Annotated in this window: 13 protein-coding genes; 10 read left to right on the top strand and 3 right to left on the bottom strand. The window is 63.2% G+C overall.

Annotation, left to right across the window (positions count from 1 at the left end):
- Positions 1 to 3: 3 nt before the first annotated feature.
- Positions 4 to 1,233: a Tm-1-like ATP-binding domain-containing protein gene (locus SULPSESMR1_RS02805; protein ID WP_089419468.1), complete on the top strand. Its 1,230-nt coding sequence runs from the start codon at positions 4 to 6 to the stop codon at positions 1,231 to 1,233.
- A 95-nt stretch (positions 1,234 to 1,328) separates the two neighbouring features.
- A complete protein-coding gene (locus tag SULPSESMR1_RS02810) occupies positions 1,329 to 2,132 on the top strand; it encodes a TIGR03084 family metal-binding protein (RefSeq protein ID WP_089422098.1) in 804 nt (267 codons plus the stop codon).
- Here the strand turns inward: SULPSESMR1_RS02810 and SULPSESMR1_RS02815 are convergent.
- Positions 2,129 to 3,928, bottom strand: a complete 1,800-nt coding sequence (locus SULPSESMR1_RS02815; RefSeq protein ID WP_089419469.1) for an IlvD/Edd family dehydratase — start codon at positions 3,926 to 3,928, stop codon at positions 2,129 to 2,131. The genes SULPSESMR1_RS02810 and SULPSESMR1_RS02815 overlap by 4 nt on opposite strands.
- Positions 3,929 to 4,087: 159 nt before the next feature.
- Complete coding sequence (locus tag SULPSESMR1_RS02820; RefSeq protein ID WP_089419470.1) at positions 4,088 to 7,483, bottom strand: indolepyruvate ferredoxin oxidoreductase family protein; 3,396 nt, start codon at positions 7,481 to 7,483, stop codon at positions 4,088 to 4,090.
- Between the two features lie 224 nt (positions 7,484 to 7,707).
- Between SULPSESMR1_RS02820 and SULPSESMR1_RS02825 the strand changes: the two genes are divergently transcribed.
- The 8 genes from SULPSESMR1_RS02825 (at position 7,708) to SULPSESMR1_RS02860 (ending at position 16,558) form a co-directional block, all read left to right on the top strand.
- Positions 7,708 to 8,538 carry a 3-keto-5-aminohexanoate cleavage protein gene (locus SULPSESMR1_RS02825; RefSeq protein ID WP_089422099.1) on the top strand — a complete coding sequence of 277 codons (831 nt, stop codon included), beginning with the start codon at positions 7,708 to 7,710 and terminating at the stop codon, positions 8,536 to 8,538.
- 68 nt (positions 8,539 to 8,606) lie between these two features.
- Positions 8,607 to 9,719 carry an S-(hydroxymethyl)glutathione dehydrogenase/class III alcohol dehydrogenase gene (locus SULPSESMR1_RS02830; RefSeq protein ID WP_089422100.1) on the top strand — a complete coding sequence of 371 codons (1,113 nt, stop codon included), beginning with the start codon at positions 8,607 to 8,609 and terminating at the stop codon, positions 9,717 to 9,719.
- 220 nt (positions 9,720 to 9,939) lie between these two features.
- Positions 9,940 to 10,401 carry a (2Fe-2S)-binding protein gene (locus tag SULPSESMR1_RS02835; RefSeq protein ID WP_089419471.1) on the top strand — a complete coding sequence of 154 codons (462 nt, stop codon included), beginning with the start codon at positions 9,940 to 9,942 and terminating at the stop codon, positions 10,399 to 10,401.
- A gap of 4 nt (positions 10,402 to 10,405) precedes the next feature.
- Positions 10,406 to 12,655 (top strand): xanthine dehydrogenase family protein molybdopterin-binding subunit, encoded by a 2,250-nt coding sequence (locus SULPSESMR1_RS02840; protein WP_089419472.1) that lies wholly within the window; start codon positions 10,406 to 10,408, stop codon positions 12,653 to 12,655.
- A gap of 108 nt (positions 12,656 to 12,763) precedes the next feature.
- Positions 12,764 to 13,582 carry an aminoglycoside 6-adenylyltransferase gene (locus SULPSESMR1_RS02845; protein ID WP_089419473.1) on the top strand — a complete coding sequence of 273 codons (819 nt, stop codon included), beginning with the start codon at positions 12,764 to 12,766 and terminating at the stop codon, positions 13,580 to 13,582.
- An 86-nt stretch (positions 13,583 to 13,668) separates the two neighbouring features.
- Complete coding sequence (locus SULPSESMR1_RS02850) at positions 13,669 to 14,694, top strand: pyridoxal-phosphate dependent enzyme (RefSeq protein WP_089419474.1); 1,026 nt, start codon at positions 13,669 to 13,671, stop codon at positions 14,692 to 14,694.
- Between the two features lie 2 nt (positions 14,695 to 14,696).
- Positions 14,697 to 15,827, top strand: a complete 1,131-nt coding sequence (locus SULPSESMR1_RS02855; protein ID WP_089419475.1) for a M24 family metallopeptidase — start codon at positions 14,697 to 14,699, stop codon at positions 15,825 to 15,827.
- A complete protein-coding gene (locus SULPSESMR1_RS02860) occupies positions 15,824 to 16,558 on the top strand; it encodes a maleate cis-trans isomerase family protein (protein ID WP_089419476.1) in 735 nt (244 codons plus the stop codon). Before SULPSESMR1_RS02855 ends, SULPSESMR1_RS02860 begins: the two co-directional genes overlap by 4 nt.
- On the opposite strand, the gene SULPSESMR1_RS24890 is transcribed toward SULPSESMR1_RS02860, so the two are convergent.
- Complete coding sequence (locus SULPSESMR1_RS24890; protein ID WP_114284513.1) at positions 16,555 to 16,716, bottom strand: DUF1127 domain-containing protein; 162 nt, start codon at positions 16,714 to 16,716, stop codon at positions 16,555 to 16,557. The genes SULPSESMR1_RS02860 and SULPSESMR1_RS24890 overlap by 4 nt on opposite strands.
- Positions 16,717 to 16,829: the final 113 nt, after the last annotated feature.

Raw genomic sequence — 16,829 nt, forward strand, 5'->3', positions numbered from 1 at the left:
CCTATGAAAACCATTCTTGTCATCGGCACCTACGACACCAAAGACGACGAGTTGCACTATATCTGCCAGCGCATTGCGGACATGGGCGGGCAGGTGCTGAGCATGGATGTCAGCGTGCTGGGTGATCCGTCTGCGCCAACCGATCTGTCCAAACATCAGGTCGCGGAAGCGGGCGGCGCGTCGATCAGGCAGGCGATTGATGCGGGCGACGAGAATGCGGCGATGCAGATCATGGCGCGCGGGGCGGCGGCGCTGACGGCGCAACTGTATGCGGATGGCAAGATTGACGGGATGCTGGCGCTGGGCGGCACGATGGGCACCGATCTGGCGCTGGACTGCGCGCAGGCGCTGCCTTTGGGGGTGCCGAAATATGTGGTCTCTACCGTATCGTTCTCGCCGTTGATCCCTGCGGACCGACTGGCGCCCGATATCCAGATGATCCTGTGGGCAGGGGGGCTGTACGGGCTGAACTCGGTCTGCAAATCCTCGCTTAGCCAGGCGGCGGGGGCGGTGCTGGGCGCGGCAATGGCCGTCGAGGCGCCGGTGTCCACGCGGCCCGTGATCGGGATGACTTCGCTGGGGTCATCCTGTCTGAAATACATGAAACACCTGCGCGATCCGCTGCAAGAGCGCGGATTCGAGGTGGCAGTGTTTCACGCCACGGGCATGGGCGGGATGGCGTTTGAATCGCTGGCGCAGCAGGGGTATTTTGCCGCCGTGATGGATTTTGCCTTGCCCGAACTGGGCAATCTGATGGTCGGCAGTGTGGTACATTCCGGCCCCGAGCGCCTGACCCGTGCCGGTGCCGCCGGTACACCGCAGATCGTGGCACCGGGCTGTGCCGATCTGGTTGATTATGCGGGTTGGCAGGACATCCCCGCAGCATACACCGACCGTCCGTTTCACGCGCACAACCGTCTGATCAAATCTGCGGCCCTGTCGGGGGATGAACGCCGTGCGCTGGTGCGCGATATTGTAGCGCGGCTGGAGCGCGCAAACGCACCCGTGCATGTGCTGATGCCAAAAGGTGGCGTCGAGGAGTGGGACCGTGAAGGCGGCGAGGCCCATGACCCGCAGGCGCTGGCCGCAATGGCGGACGAGATGGAGAAGACGGTCAAGGCTCCGCTGGGATTGACCATGCTGGATGCGCACATCAACGACGCAGCCTTTGCTGACGCCGCACTGGCGGTGCTGGACGGCTGGATTGCGGATGGCACGGTGAAGCTTGGCTAGGCAAATTCCCAGCACAGGGCAACGCACCGTCGCGATTGCCATTGTCCGACAGATTGATCAACGTGGCCTGCAACCGACACGCAAGCGAGGCCACGATGCAACAAGCCGAAGATTTTCGCGACGAGACCGACACATTGGCCGCCATCTTGCAGCCCTTGTCCGACGCTGATTTTGACCAGCCGACACAGTTCAAGGGCTGGACCATCGACGATGTGATTGGCCACCTGCATATGTTCAACGTGGCCGCCGCCAAGTCACTGGAAAGCGATGCGGCCTTTGCCAGTTTCTTTGCGCCGATCGGGCAAGGCATGGCCAAGGGCGTCTCGCTGCGCGCGTTGCAATACCCGTGGCTGGCGGGTCTGCGTGGGCGTACCTTGATGGAGGAATGGCACCGCGAGGCCCATGCCACGGCCGATGCCTTTGCTGCCGCCGATCCTAAGAAGCGGCTGAAGTGGGCAGGACCGGACATGAGCGCGCTGTCGTCCATCACCGCCCGGTTGATGGAGACATGGGCCCACGGGCAAGAGGTTTTTGACCTGCTTGGCCAGACCCGCACCGAACACGACCGTATTCGCAGCATCGCGCATCTGGGCGTGGTGACCTTTGGCTGGACCTTTGCCAATCGCGGGCTGGATGTGCCTGCGCCCGCGCCGTTCGTGCGGCTAACCGCCCCATCCGGTTCCGTATGGACATGGGGCGATGACCAGCCCGACAATCGCGTCGATGGCACGGCGGTGGATTTTGCCAAAGTGGTTTGCCAGACACGCAATGTCGTCGATACAGGCCTGACCACCACTGGCCCCGTGGCCAAGCAATGGATGGCGATGGCCCAATGCTTTGCGGGCGGGCCCGAAGACCCGCCCGCACCCGGTGCCCGCTACACGCACACAGGTTCCTAGTGGTTGTCGCGCGGCACCCCTTTGGTGCGCGCGATGTCCTGATAGTTTGCCGCGTCGCGCAGGGTCATGCCCTTGTCGAAAGGTTCGACCAACTCGCGAAAATATTGCTGCCACGGCGACTGACTGGCGGGATACTTATAACCGCCATCGGCCATCAACTGTTCACGTCGTGCTGTCAGTTCTTCCTCTGACAACAGGATGTCGGCGGTGAATTTGTTCAGGTCGATGCGCAGCCTGTCGCCATTGCGCAGCAGCGCCAGCCCGCCATTGTCCGCAGCCTCGGGGGCGGCGTTCAGGATCGACGGCGACCCGGAGGTGCCCGATTGCCGTCCGTCGCCGATGCACGGCAGCGCGTGGATGCCCTGTTTCAGCAGGTATGACGGCGCGCGCATGTTCACCACTTCGGCCCCGCCGGGATAGCCCTTTGGCCCCGCGCCGCGCATGACCAGAATGCAATCGGCGTCGATGTTTTCGGCGGGGTCGTCGATACGGTGGTGATAATCCTCTGGCCCGTCGAACACCACGACACGACCCTCGAAGGCTTCGGGATCGTCTGGGTTGCTCAGGTATGTCTTGCGGAACGCGGCGTCGATCACGCTGGTTTTCATGATCGCACTGTCGAACAGCGTGCCCTTGAGGTTGATAAAGCCCGCATTCTGCATCAGCGGTTCTTCGACGGTGCGAATGACGTCTTCGTTCACCGATGCCTTTTGCGCGCAGTTGTCGCCCATAGTGTGCCCGTTTGCGGTGATCGCATCGGGGTTGGGCAGCAGGTTGGCCCGCAGCAAGGCACCGATCACAGCAGGCACGCCACCTGCGCGGTGGAAGTCCTCACCCAGATATTTGCCTGCGGGTTGCAGGTTGACCAGCAGCGGGATGTGGTGGCCGTGGGTCTGCCAGTCATCGTTGTCCAGCGGCACGCCCAGATGGCGGGCGATGGCGTTCAGGTGGATCGGCGCGTTGGTCGATCCGCCAAGCGCCGAGTTGATGGCGATGGCGTTCTCGAACGCCTCGCGCGTCATGATGTCCGAGGGGCGCAGGTCGTCCCAGACCATATCGACGATCCGCTTGCCGGTCTCGTAGCTGATCTGCCCGCGCTCGCGGTAGGGGGCGGGGATGGCGGCAGAGCCGGGCAGTTGCATCCCCAGCGCCTCGGCCAGCGAGTTCATCGTGGTCGCGGTGCCCATCGTGTTGCAATACCCCACAGAGGGCGCAGAGGCGGCGGCGATTTCCAAGAACTGTTCGTCATTGATCTCGCCCGAGGCCAGACGCTCGCGGGCCTTCCAGATCACGGTGCCCGAGCCTGCGCGCTCGCCTTCGAACCAGCCGTTCAGCATCGGGCCGACCGACAGGGCGATGGCGGGGATGTTCACGGTGGCGGCGGCCATCAGCAGGGCGGGCGTGGTCTTGTCGCAGCCGATGTTCAGTACGACGCCGTCCAGCGGATACCCATAAAGCGCCTCGACCAGACCCAGATAGGCAAGGTTGCGGTCCAGCATCGCGGTGGGGCGTTTGCCGGTTTCCTGAATGGGGTGGACGGGCACCTCCATCGGCACGCCACCGGCGGCGATGATGCCGTCGCGCACGCGTTTGGTCAGCTCAAGGTGGTGGCGGTTGCACGGGCTGAGGTCGCTGCCCGTTTGCGCGATGCCGATGATCGGTTTGCCCGATTGCAGCTCTTCTCGGGTCAGGCCGTAATTCAGATAGCGTTCCATATAGAGCGCCGTCATTTCCATATTGTCCGGGTTCAGGAACCATTTGCGGGATCGTAGATCTTGCGGGCGTAGCTTGGACATCTGGTGGCTCCTCCGGAGGCGATTCAGGGCGTGGCTGTTTGGTATACCATTCTGATCGCAAGACGGGGGCAGTGTCCAGAGCCAGTGAGCGCAGGACGAAAAGATCGGTGCTGTGCGCGCGCTGACGCCGCGTCATCAAATCAGCGCGCGTGGCACGTTCTAAACCGAAATCGCGTTGGCCCGCGCCATCACGTCGGCGGCGGCCTTTTCGCGCACGGGGCCATAGCCGCGCACGTCCATCGGCAGGGCCAGCAGGGTGGCGCAGGCCTCGGCGGTGTCGGCGCTGTGGCGATCGGCCACGCGGTCCATGACCTCGTCGAACCAGTGCAACAGGGCGCGGTCCAGCTTGCGGTCGTGACTGCGTCCGAACGGATCGAAAACCGTGCCGCGCAGACCCTTGAGGTGCGCCATGCCGCGCAGCACCGGCGTCATCCACTGGCCAAACGCCCGCTTGTTCGGACGGCCACGCGCATCGCGGCCCAAGGGCAGCAGCGGTGGTGCGAGGTGGTAGTTCACCTTGTAATCGCCCTCGAATTCCTCGGCCAGTTTCGCCTCGAACCCTGTTTGAGTCATCAGCCGCGCGACCTCGTATTCGTCCTTGTAGGCCATCAGCTTGAACAGTGAACGCGCAGCCAGAGCGACCATTTCGGGCGGCACGTCTGCGGACAGACGCGCCAGCCGGTCGCGGTAGCGTCTGGCGTATCTGGCGTTCTGGTAGTCGGTCAGGAAATCGGCGCGGCGGTCGATCAACTGCTCCAGCGTTTCTTCGGCGGGGGCGTCGTCGGAAACGCCCAAGGCATCGGGGTTCACGGCCAGCACGCGGCCAATATCAAAGGCCTGTTTGTTCTTGTCCACGGCCACGCCGTTCAGCACCATCGCCTGTTTCAGGGCGATCTCGCTGACCGGCACCAGCCCTTGTTGCCACGCGGCGCCCAGCAGGATGATGTTGGCGAAGACTGTGTCGCCCATCAGGTCGTCGGACAGCTTGTTCGCGTCCATGCCCAGCACGTTGTCGTCACCGACCACACCGCGTACCATCGCTTCGCGTTCGTCGATCTCGAGGTCCGCATCGCGGCGCAACACCAGATCGCCGGTGGGCATCTCGGCGCGGTTCAGCACCACGCGGGTGCCTGCGCGCAAGTGCGCGGACGCCTTGGGCGACGAGGCCACGACCGCATCGCAGGCGATCATTGCATCGGCGCGCCCGGCCTCGATGCGGACCTGATGAATGTCCACAGGCTTGGGGGCCAGCCGGACATAGCCCAGCACGGTGCCGAATTTCTGCGCAAATCCGGTAAAGTCCAGCACGCTTGATCCCTTGCCCTCAAGGTGGGCCGCCATGGTGATCAGCGCACCGACGGTCACGACGCCGGTGCCACCGACACCCGCGACCAGCAGGCCATAGGGTGCATCCAGACGCGGCACGTCGGGCTGCGGCAGGGTTGATAGCGGGCCGGAAAGATCAATGCTGACTTCGCGCTTGCGCCGAGTGGCTCCCTCGACCGTGACAAAGCTGGGGCAAAAACCGTTCAGGCACGAGAAATCCTTGTTGCACGACGACAGGTTGATCTTGCGCTTGCGGCCAAAGGGGGTCTCTTTCGGCTCGACGCTCAGGCAGTTGCTCTCGACCGAACAGTCACCGCAGCCTTCGCAGACCAGATCGTTGATATAGGCAAAGCGTGGCGGATCTTCGGCGGTGCCACGTTTGCGGCGGCGGCGTTTCTCGGTGGCGCAGGTCTGTTCGTAGATCAGAACGCTGGTGCCCTTGAGGTCGCGCAACTCGCGCTGCACGCCGTCCATTTCGGCACGGTCGTGGAATGTGGTGTCGCGCGGAAAGTCCGCTGCATCGAATTTGTCGATGTCGTCGGACACCAGTGCGATCCGCTCGACGCCTTCGGCGCGGCAGGTCTGGGCGATACCCAGCACGCTGACGGGGCCATCGACGGGCTGGCCGCCGGTCATGGCGACCGCGTCGTTGTACAGAATCTTGTAGGTGATGTTCGATTTCGCCGCGACCGATTGCCGGATCGCCAGAGAGCCGGAGTGATACCAGGTGCCTTCGCCAAGGTTCTGGAATATATGCTTGTTTCCGTTGAACCGGCTGGCTGCGGCCCACGGCACGCCTTCGCCGCCCATCTGGGCATAGCCCACGGTGTTGCGGTCCATCCACGAGGCCATGACATGACAGCCGATGCCGCTGGCGGCGGTGGACCCTTCGGGCACTTTGGTCGAGGTGTTATGCGGGCAGCCCGAGCAGAAATAGGGCGTGCGCGTGGCCCCTGCGCGCGACAGGACGGGCGGTGGGGTTTCGGTCAGGGCGGCGGCCTTGGCGGGCAAGTTTTCGTCGGGAAAGAAGCCGTGCAGACGTTCGGCCACGATGGGGGCCAGCAGCAGCGGTGACAGCTCGCCCGTCCACGGGATCAGCGGATCGCCCGCCGCGCGGTGCTTGCCGACCATGCGCGCAGGCTTGTCCCCCGGCCAGTCATAGAAATACTCCTTGAACTGGCTTTCGATGATGCCGCGCTTTTCCTCGATCACCAGCACTTCTTCCTTGCCACGCACAAAGTCCAGAGCGTCGCGGCGTGCCAGTGGCCAGACCATGCCGACCTTGTAGATGTCGATGCCCAGACGGCGGCACGCGGCCTCGTCCACGCCCAGCAGGCGCAGGGCTTCCATCAGGTCCAGATGGCCCTTGCCGGTGGTGACGATGCCGAATCTGGCGTCCTTGATCTCGTAGATGTGCCGGTCGATCGGGTTGGCCTCGACAAAGGCTTCGACCGCTTCCAGCTTGGACCCGATGCGGGTCTCGATTGCTGGGCTGGGCAGGTCTGCGGGACGGACATGCAGACCACCCGGCGGTGCCGTATAGTCGGGCTGGGCAAACTGGCGGGCAGGCTTCAGGTCGATCGACTGTGCCGCCTCGACGGTTTCCGAGACGGCCTTGAACCCGACCCATGTGCCCGAAAACCGCGAGAGCGCCAGCCCGTATTCACCGAACTCCAGATATTCCGCGACCGTCGCGGGGTTCAGCGTCGGCATGAACCACGACATGAACGCGACATCGGACTGGTGCGGCATCGACGACGACACGCAGCCGTGGTCGTCGCCCGCCACCACCAGCACGCCGCCCTTGGGCGACGAGCCGTAGGCGTTGCCGTGTTTCAGCGCATCGCCCGACCGGTCCACCCCCGGACCCTTGCCATACCACATGGAGAACACGCCCTCGACGGTGCAATCGGGGTCCAGCGTGGCCTGTTGCGCGCCCAGCACGGCGGTGGCGCCCAAGTCTTCGTTCACGGCGGGCAGGAATTCGATGGCATTCTCGGCCAGCAGCTTTTTCGACCGCCACATTTCCATATCTACTCCGCCCAGTGGAGAGCCGCGATAGCCCGAGACGAAACCGGCCGTGTTCATCCCCGCCGCGCGGTCACGGGCGGCCTGATCCAGCATCACCCGCACAAGGGCCTGCGTTCCGGTCAGGAACACGCGGCCCGTCTGCGCGGTATAGCGGTCGGACAACTGATAGGTGGCAAAGTCGGGATCAAGCTTGCTCATGGGGGCTCCGGTGCTGGCTTAGATGATCATTATAGCGCGGAATGCTGCACAGTTCTGGTCTGATTAGGGGCTCTCAGAGGGTTCATTGGTCAGATACTTCCACTTATCGGCGTCAAGCGTGGAAAATTTGCCTATTCGGGCCGGAGCGTGACCGCTTGCTGCCCATTGCCCCTGAGGGCGGCGCTTGGCATAAACGCCCCAACGTCACCGAGAGGCCGAATTTCATGACCAACCCGCTTATCATCTGCTGCGCCATCACTGGATCGCTTCCGACCAAGGCGATCAACCCTGCCGTGCCGATCAGCGTGGCCGAACAGGTGGAAAGCACCCAAGAGGCGTTCGAGGCGGGTGCCACCATATGCCACGCCCATGTGCGCAACGCCGACGAGACGCCCTCGGCTGATCCTGACAAGTTCGCGGCCCTCAAGGAAGGTCTGGAAAAACATTGCCCCGGCATGATCATCCAGTTTTCGACCGGGGGCCGTTCGGGGGCTGGTCAGGCGCGCGGCGCGATGCTGTCACTGCGCCCCGATATGGCGTCGCTGTCGGTGGGGTCGAACAACTTTCCCACGCGCGTGTACGAAAACCCGCCCGATCTGGTCGATTGGCTGGCGGCGGAAATGGTGACTTACGGGATCAAGCCCGAAGTCGAGGCATTTGACCTCTCGCACATCCTGCAAGCGGTGAAGATGCATGGCGATGGCCGGATCAAGGAACCTCCCTATGTGCAGTTCGTCATGGGCGTGAAAAACGCGATGCCTGCCGACAAGCATGTGTTTGATTACTACGTCGAAACCGTGAACCGCCTGCTGCCCGGCGCGCCGTGGTGTGCCGCAGGGATCGGGGCCAATCAGGCGGCTCTGAACGAATGGTCGATTGCCGCCGGTGGCCATGCCCGCACCGGTCTGGAAGACAACGTGCGGCTGGACCGCGACACGCTGGCCCCGTCCAACGCCGCACTGGTCAAACGCACGGTCGAGATCGCCGAAAAACACGACCGCCGCATTGCCACCGCAGCCGAAGCGCGCGCGCTTCTGGGGCTGCGGGCTGCTTGACTTTAACCCGTTGCGCCGTGTTGATGCCGCGCAACCGGACCTGAAAACCGAAAGGGACCAAACCGATGATGAAAACCCGCGCCGCCGTTGCCGTCGAAGCCGGAAAACCGCTGGAAATTATGGACGTGAACCTTGAGGGGCCGCGCAAAGGCGAGGTTCTGATCGAGATCAAGGCGACCGGTCTGTGCCACACCGACGAATTTACCCGCTCGGGCGACGATCCCGAAGGCATCTTTCCCGCGATTCTCGGCCATGAGGGCGCAGGCGTCGTGCTGGAAGTGGGCGAAGGTGTCACCACGCTGGAAGTGGGCGACCACGTCATCCCGCTGTACACGCCGGAATGCCGCGAATGCGAATACTGCCTGTCGGGCAAGACCAACCTGTGCCAGGCGATCCGCGTCACCCAAGGCCAAGGCCTGCTGCCTGACGGCACCACCCGCTTTTCGATGATGGATGGCACCCCGATCCATCACTACATGGGCTGCTCGACCTTTGCCAATCACACCGTGATCCCCGAGATTGCCTTGGCCAAGGTCCGCAAGGACGCACCCTTTGACAAGATCTGCTATATCGGCTGCGGCGTGACCACGGGCATCGGTGCCGTGATCAACACAGCCAAGGTCGAGATCGGTGCGCGTTGCGTGGTCTTTGGTCTGGGCGGCATCGGGCTGAACGTGATTCAGGGCCTGCGCCTTGCCGGGGCGGATCAGATCGTGGGCGTCGATCTGAACGACGACAAAGAAGAAACCGGCCGTTACTTCGGTATGACCGATTTCGTGAACCCCAACACCGTCGAGGGCGATCTGGTGGCGCATCTGGTCGAACTGACCAAGGGCGGCGCGGACTACACGTTTGACGCGACCGGCAACACCAAGGTGATGCGCACCGCCCTTGAGGCCGCGCACAAGGGCTGGGGCGAGAGCATCATCATCGGCGTCGCCCCTGCGGGTGCCGAAATCTCGACACGTCCGTTCCAGTTGGTTACGGGCCGCGTCTGGCGCGGCACCGCCTTTGGCGGGGCCAAGGGCCGGACGGATGTACCCAAGATTGTCGACTGGTACATGAACGGCAAGATCGAGATCGACCCGATGATCACCCACAAGCTGACGTTGGACGAGATCAACCACGGTTTCGAGCTGATGCATCAGGGTAAATCGATCCGCGCGGTCGTTGAATTCTGATCCGCTACGCCTGTCTGCCCGTGAAGGACAGTCCGGCGTTTGAAAACGTTCCAAGGCCGCTGCCAGATCCCTGGTGGCGGCCTTTGACGTTCTGTTCGGCGCAGGCAAGCCACATCGCCACACCGAAGCGATTGTGAATTGGCAGCCGACGGTTTTGTGCTATTCTGAACCGAACGGTACAGTTCGGGACGGACTGCGACACTAGCGCGAGGCACAGACCATGAAGCTGACAGTAGACGGAACCGCCCACGAGGTAGACGTGGAAGAGGACATGCCCCTGCTGTGGGTGCTGCGCGACGAACTGGGTTATAAGGGTGTGAAATACGGTTGCGGTGTCGCGCAATGTGGTGCCTGTACCGTGCATCTGGACGGGGTCGCTGTGCGGTCCTGCCAGACATGGGCCGCTGACGCCGAAGGGGCCGAAGTGACCACCATCGAGGGCCTTGGCACCCCCGACGCGCTGCATGCCGTGCAAGAGGCGTGGATCACCCATCAGGTCGCGCAATGCGGCTATTGTCAGGCTGGCCAGATGATGCAGGCCGCAGCCTTGCTGGCCGAAACACCGGCACCCACCGATGCCGATATCGACGAGGCCATGTCGGGCAACCTGTGCCGTTGCGGCACCTATCCACGCATTCGTGCTGCGGTCAAAACTGCCGCCGCCAACTTGAGCGAGGTCTGAGGCTATGGGACGCGTCAAAACGATTGCCCGCCGCAGCTTTCTGGTTGGCTCTGTCGCCATCGTCAGCGGTGTGGCTTTTGGCTATTACATGTACCGCAAACCCGGCCCGAACCCGCTGCTGGACGATCTGCAAGAGGGCGAGGCGGCGCTGACGCCCTACGTCAAGATCGACGCCAGCGGCATCACCCTGATCACGCCGCGCGCCGACAGCGGGCAGGGGGCCTATTCGGTGCAGGCGATGATGATCGCCGAGGAACTGGACGTGGACATGGATCAGGTGCGCGTCGATCCCGGCGTGCCCAGCCCCGCCTACTACAACACAGCCCTGGCCGCCGAAAGCGCGCCGTTCCGGCCCACCGACCGATCCACCATGGCCAACACCACGCGCGGCGTAATGGATGCGGTGATGAAGTTCACCGGCATGCAGATGACCGGCGGATCAACCACCGTGCCTGACGGCTATGAAAAGCTGCGCATGGCAGGGGCCGTGGCACGCGAGACGTTGAAAGTGGCCGCAGGCAGGCGCACGGGACAGGACCCCAAGAAGATGACCACCGAACGCGCCCATGTGATCCTGCCCGACGGCACCCGCATCGCCTACACCGATCTGGCGACCGAGGCGGCGCAGATCGAGCCGGTGGACCATCTGGCGCTGCGCCATCCTTCGCGCTGGCGCATCATGGGCACCCCGCAGCAGCGGCTTGATATCGTGGCGAAATCCACCGGCACCCAGCGCTATTGCATCGACTTTGAGCCTCAGGGCGCAGTGCACGCCACCGTGCGTACCAACCCGCGCAAGGGTGGCGCGATGCTGGGCTTTGACGCCACCGCCGCCGAAAAGATGCGCGGTGTGAAACAGGTCTTGCCGATAACGGGCGGCGTGGCCGTGGTGGCCGACAACACATGGCGTGCCTTTGCCGCCGTACAGGCCATCGACATCGACTGGGACGACGCGCCCTATCCGCTCGAGATGGACAGCCACTGGCAGGCGCTGTCCGACAGTTTCAACGATGACCGGCTGGACAGCCGCAAGCGCGACGACGGTGATGTGGCCGCTGCAGCCCATGAAGCCACCGACGCCGAAGTGGTCGAGGCCGAGTACCGCGCGCCCTATCTGGCGCACGCCCCGCTTGAGCCCAGCAATGCCACCGTTCTGGTCGGAGACGACCGCGTGGATGTGTGGACGGGCACGCAGGTGCCGCGCTTTGTTCAGGCCAATGTGGCGAAGCTGACCGGTATCGACGCCGATAATGTGCATGTGCACGTGCAGATGATGGGCGGCAGCTTTGGCCAGCGGCTTGAGGATGATGTCGAACGTCAGGCGACCGAGATCGCGATGCAGATGAAGGGCACGCCGGTCAAGCTGACCTACCGCCGCGAGGAGGACATGGTGCACGACCACCCCCGCCAGATCGCGATGGCGCGCGGGCGTGGCGTGGTCAGGGACGGGCAGGTGCATGCCTTTGATCTGGGTATTGCGATGCCATCGGTCATGTCCAGCCAGATGGGTCGACAGGGTTGGACCGTGCCGGGGCCGGATTTGCAGATCGTTGCGGGCGCGTGGGAACAGCCGCTGAAAATCCCCAACTACCGCGTGTCGGGCTACCGCGCACCGGAGCTGGCTCCGGTCAGTTCATGGCGGTCGGTCGGCGCGTCGACCAACGGGTTTTTCCATGATGTGTTTCTCGACGAGCTGATACATGCCGCAGGGGCCGACCCAGTGGAAGAACGTCTGCGCCTGATGTGGCACGAACCGTCGCGCAAGGTGCTTGAGGCCGTGGCCGAGATGTCGAACTGGGCCACCATGCCCGGTGCGGGGCGCGGGCGCGGCGTGGCCTTCTGTACCTCGTTCGGTGTGCCCGTGGCCGAGGTGATCGACGTCACCGCCACCCCCGACGGCACCCGCATCGACAACGTCTGGGTTGCGGCCGAAGTCGGTCGGGTGATTGATCCGGTGAACTTTGAAAACCTCGTGCAGGGCGGCGTGATCTTTGCGCTGGGCCATGCGATCAACTGCGAGATCACCTATGCCGATGGCATGGCCGAGCAGGATAACTATTACGCCTTCGAAGGCCTGCGGATGCGGCAGGCCCCGAAGATCGAGGTGCGCGGGTTGGAGAACGACATTCATGTGCGTGGCATGGGCGAACCGATGGTGCCCCCTGCGGCGGCGGCGCTGTCGAACGCGATCTTTGCGGCGACAGGCCAGCGTATTCGGGAAATGCCGATGAACCGACATATTGATTTTGTCTAGAGCGTGTCGGCAGGGGCGACGGCAGCATAGGTCGCGAAGGCATCTGGTTTGAGGCCCAATTGACCATGATGAGCATGGTACATAGGCTGCAATAGGACACGCAGTCAAATGGGCGGAACTTTGATGCACAGCGAAATCATCCGAACGATTACCAATGTAATAATCGGGGATCCGCGCGTTCGGGCATTGTTTCTCAGTGGAAGCTTCGGGAATGGGCAGGCGGACAAATACAGCGACATAGATTTTGTTCTGGTGACGGATGACGGCGCAACAGATCAGGTCGCGGAATTATGGCGAAAGGCCGTCAGCCAGACCGGCGAAATTGTACTTTGGTGGGATCGAACAACTGTTCCCGTTCTAATCAACGCCATCACTCAAGACTGGACCAGAACGGATGTCGTTATTCTTAAGCCAAGTCAGATGGGTGCCCATACCCAGAACAGGCTCAAGCCGTTGTTTGATCACGATGGCATTTATGACAGGCTGCCGAAAGCCGCTACGAAGAACGGGCCGGATTTATCAAAATTCAAACATCAGATTGAGGATTTCATAAGAATTCTTGGCCTTCTGCATCTCGCGGAAGGGCGAAAAGAGTATATTAATGGTGTTCTCGGCATCTTTCATCTGCGGAATTATCTCGTGGAACTGCTAATCGAGGAAACCGATGCTCCAGACCGTGGCGGCATTCTGCATCTTAACCGGCTCATCACGGATGAGCAAAAGGCTCTGCTGGTTTCCCTTCCACCGGCTGTTCCCGAACGTGATGCCATGATTTCGGCACATCTGGCTTATGCAAAAGCCTATTTGCCCAGTGCCCGGCAGAGGGCATACAGCTTGGGAGTTGATTGGCCGGAACAATTCGAGACAGCGACATGGGCTCAGCTTGGTAAAACTCTTGGGGTGCCGCGCCCCTATGATCCACGCTGACCTGACGGACAGATGTGCCGCCTGACGGGCGTGCTATGCCGTATTGACGCTTGACGCCCGCCTGTGCTGCCGCCCCTAATGGGGCTATGGAAATACTGAGCAATACCCCCCGCCGCCTTGTTGATCTCCCCTCTGACGTGCCCGCACCTTCGGTCGATGCCGCGCGGGCCGCGCTGTTGGTGGCGCAATGTCCGGTGGCTGCTGCAACCCCCTTGGTCGCGGCACCCGCGCTGGCGGCGCTGGCAGGCATCGGAATCCTGCACATCAAGGACGAGCGTAACCGAATGGGGTTGGGCAGCTTCAAGGCGCTGGGGGCGGCTTATGTCATTGCTTGCGATGCTGCCGATGGCACTGCACGGGGCTGCACCTATGTCACCGCCAGCGCGGGCAATCACGGGATGAGCGTGGCGGCCGGTGCCGCCGCATTCGGGGCGCGGGCGGTGGTCTATATCGCCGAAACTGTGCCCGAAGCCTTTGCCGCGCGCCTGCGCGATATCGGGGCCGAAGTGCGCCGCGAGGGGGAATTTTACGAAGACAGCATGGCCGCCGCGACTTGTGCTGCGGACACCGAAGGGTTCGCACTGTTGTCCGACAGTTCCTGGCCCGGCTATTACGACCGTCCGCACCGGCTGATGGAAGGCTATCTTGCGCTGATGGACGAGGCGATCCGCCAGATACCGCAGCCGCCGACGCATCTGTTCTTGCAGGCGGGCGTTGGCGGGCTGGCCGGTGCCTGCGCGGCGCTCGCCCGCAAGGCTTGGGGCGCGGCGGTGCAGATCGTGGTGGTCGAACCGGATGCGGCCCCTGCGCTTTACGCATCGGTTTCGGCGGGCATTGCGATGACGACCCACGGGCCGGTGTCGGCAATGGGGCGGCTGGATTGCAAGGAACCGTCGCTGATCGCGCTCAAAGGGTTGGCGCGGGATGCTGATGCGTTTGTGCTGATCTCTGAAGACGAAGGCGCGGTGGGTGCTGCGGCTTGCGCGGCGCATGGCCTGTCCTCGACGCCCTCCGGTGCGGCGGGCATTGCGGGGCTGATCGCCAGTGCGCAGGCCTTGGGTCTGGGTGCAGAGGCCCGTGTGCTGTGCATCCTCAGTGAAGGACCGGAATAGACATGACCGATTTCGCACCGGAAGAATATCGCGCCCGCCTGCACCGTGCCCAGAGGATGATGGACCGCGAAGGTCTGGCCGCACTCTTGTTGACCACCGAACCCGAGGTGCGCTATTTCACCGGTTTTCTCACCCGCTTTTGGGAAAGCCCCGCGCGGCCGTGGTTTCTGATCGTGCCTGCGCGTGGCGATCCGGTGGCGGTGATCCCGTCCATCGGGGCGCATCTGATGGGGCAAAGCTGGATCACCGACATCCGCACATGGCGCAGCCCGCAGCCGCATGATGACGGCATCAGCCTGCTGCGCGATGCCCTGACCGAGGTGCGCGGGCCTATCGGCGTGCCGAGCGGGGCCGAGACCCATTTGCGGATGCCGCTGGACACATGGGCCGCTTTGCAGAGTGCCGCGAGCTTTCGCGATGATGCGGGCATCATGCGCCGCCTGCGGTTGATCAAATCCGACGCCGAAATCGACTGCATTGCCACCATTTGCCAGATCGCCAACGCCGCGTTCGACCGCGTGCCCGAGGTGATCGGCACAGGTCTGCCCCTGTCCGAAGTGTTCCGCCGGTTTCAGATCCTGCTGCTGACCGAAGGCGCCGATTGGGTGCCCTATCTGGCCGGTGCGGCGGGGCAGGGCGGCTATGGCGACGTGATTTCACCCGCCACGGATGTGCCATTGGAAGACGGCGATGTGCTGATGCTGGACACGGGCGCGGTCAAGGCGGGGTATTTCTGCGATTTCGACCGCAATTTCGCGGTGGGTAATGTGGGCCAGCCCGCCCGCGACGCCCATGTGCGGCTGATCGAGGCGACCGAGGTCGCCTTCGAGGCAGCACAGCCCGGAGCCACCGCAGCCGATCTGTTTCACGCGATGGATCGCGTTGTAACAGGCGGCGCGGGCGGAACGGATGCGGGTCGGCTGGGGCACGGGCTGGGGATGCAGTTGACCGAATGGCCGTCGCTGATTGCCGCCGATCACACGGCGCTGGAACCGGGGATGGTGCTGACGCTGGAGCCTTCGATCGAACTTGCACCGGGACGAATGCTGGTCCACGAGGAAAACATCGTGATCACCGCTGACGGGCCGCAATGGCTGAGCATTCCCAGCGATGACCAGATGGTTCAGCTGTGACCGTATACGCCTATGACAGTGTAACGGTGGGGCCGTCGCTGGGGTTGGTGGTGCTGCAAAGCGACGAGACGATCGAGGGCGAGTTGCGCAGCCTGTTGGGTGATGCGCAGGTCTATGTCAGCCGTGTGCCAAGCGATCTGCGGGTGACCCGCGAGACATTGGCCGAGATGGCCGCCCATCTGGGCACGGCGGCGTCACTGTTGCCCCCCGGAGCGGATCTGGCGGCGGTGGCTTATGGATGCACCTCGGGGGCGGCGCAAATAGGGCCGGAACAGATCGCGCGGCTGGTGCGGCAGGGCAGGCAGGTGGCGGATGTCACCGATCCGGTTTCGGCGCTGATCGCGGCGTGCAGGCAACTGGGCATCCGGCGGCTGGCGCTGTTGTCACCCTATATTGCGGCAGTGTCGGACCAGTTGCGCACTGTATTGGCGGCGCAAGGCATTGAAACACCCGTCTTCGGCACATTTGCCCAGTCGGAAGAGGCCAAAGTCGTGCGCATCGCGCCCACGGCCATCATCGACGCGGCACTTGATCTGTGCGCGAATGCGGATGTGGACGGGGTGTTCCTGTCCTGTACCAATTTACGGACATTGCCAGTGATCGACGGGCTGGAGGCCACACTGGGGCTGCCGGTGTTGTCGTCAAATCTGGTGCTGGCGTGGCATATGGCGCAACTGGCCCGCGTTCCGGTGGCGGGACCGGGCCGGTTGCTGAAGATGGACGGACCTTAGGCCCAGTTGCCGTTGACCATGATCTCGCGTGCGATGTCGCTGCGGTTCATGTTGCGGTCAGCCAGTTCTGCGTCGCTCAGGGCGTGCAGGGCCATGGCATTGTCGGCCATTGTGGCAACGTCGTTGCGGAATTTGAATTTTGCGATCAGTTTCGACATCTTCGTCTCTCCTATGTCTGACCTGAACATAGAGCTGATGCTGCGCTGCAGCAATGCGGGCTGGCGAAACCCCGTATTGCACCCGACGCATGGATGTATCGGCTGACACGCCC

This window comes from Pseudosulfitobacter pseudonitzschiae (assembly GCF_002222635.1).
Taxonomy (GTDB): domain Bacteria; phylum Pseudomonadota; class Alphaproteobacteria; order Rhodobacterales; family Rhodobacteraceae; genus Pseudosulfitobacter; species Pseudosulfitobacter pseudonitzschiae_A.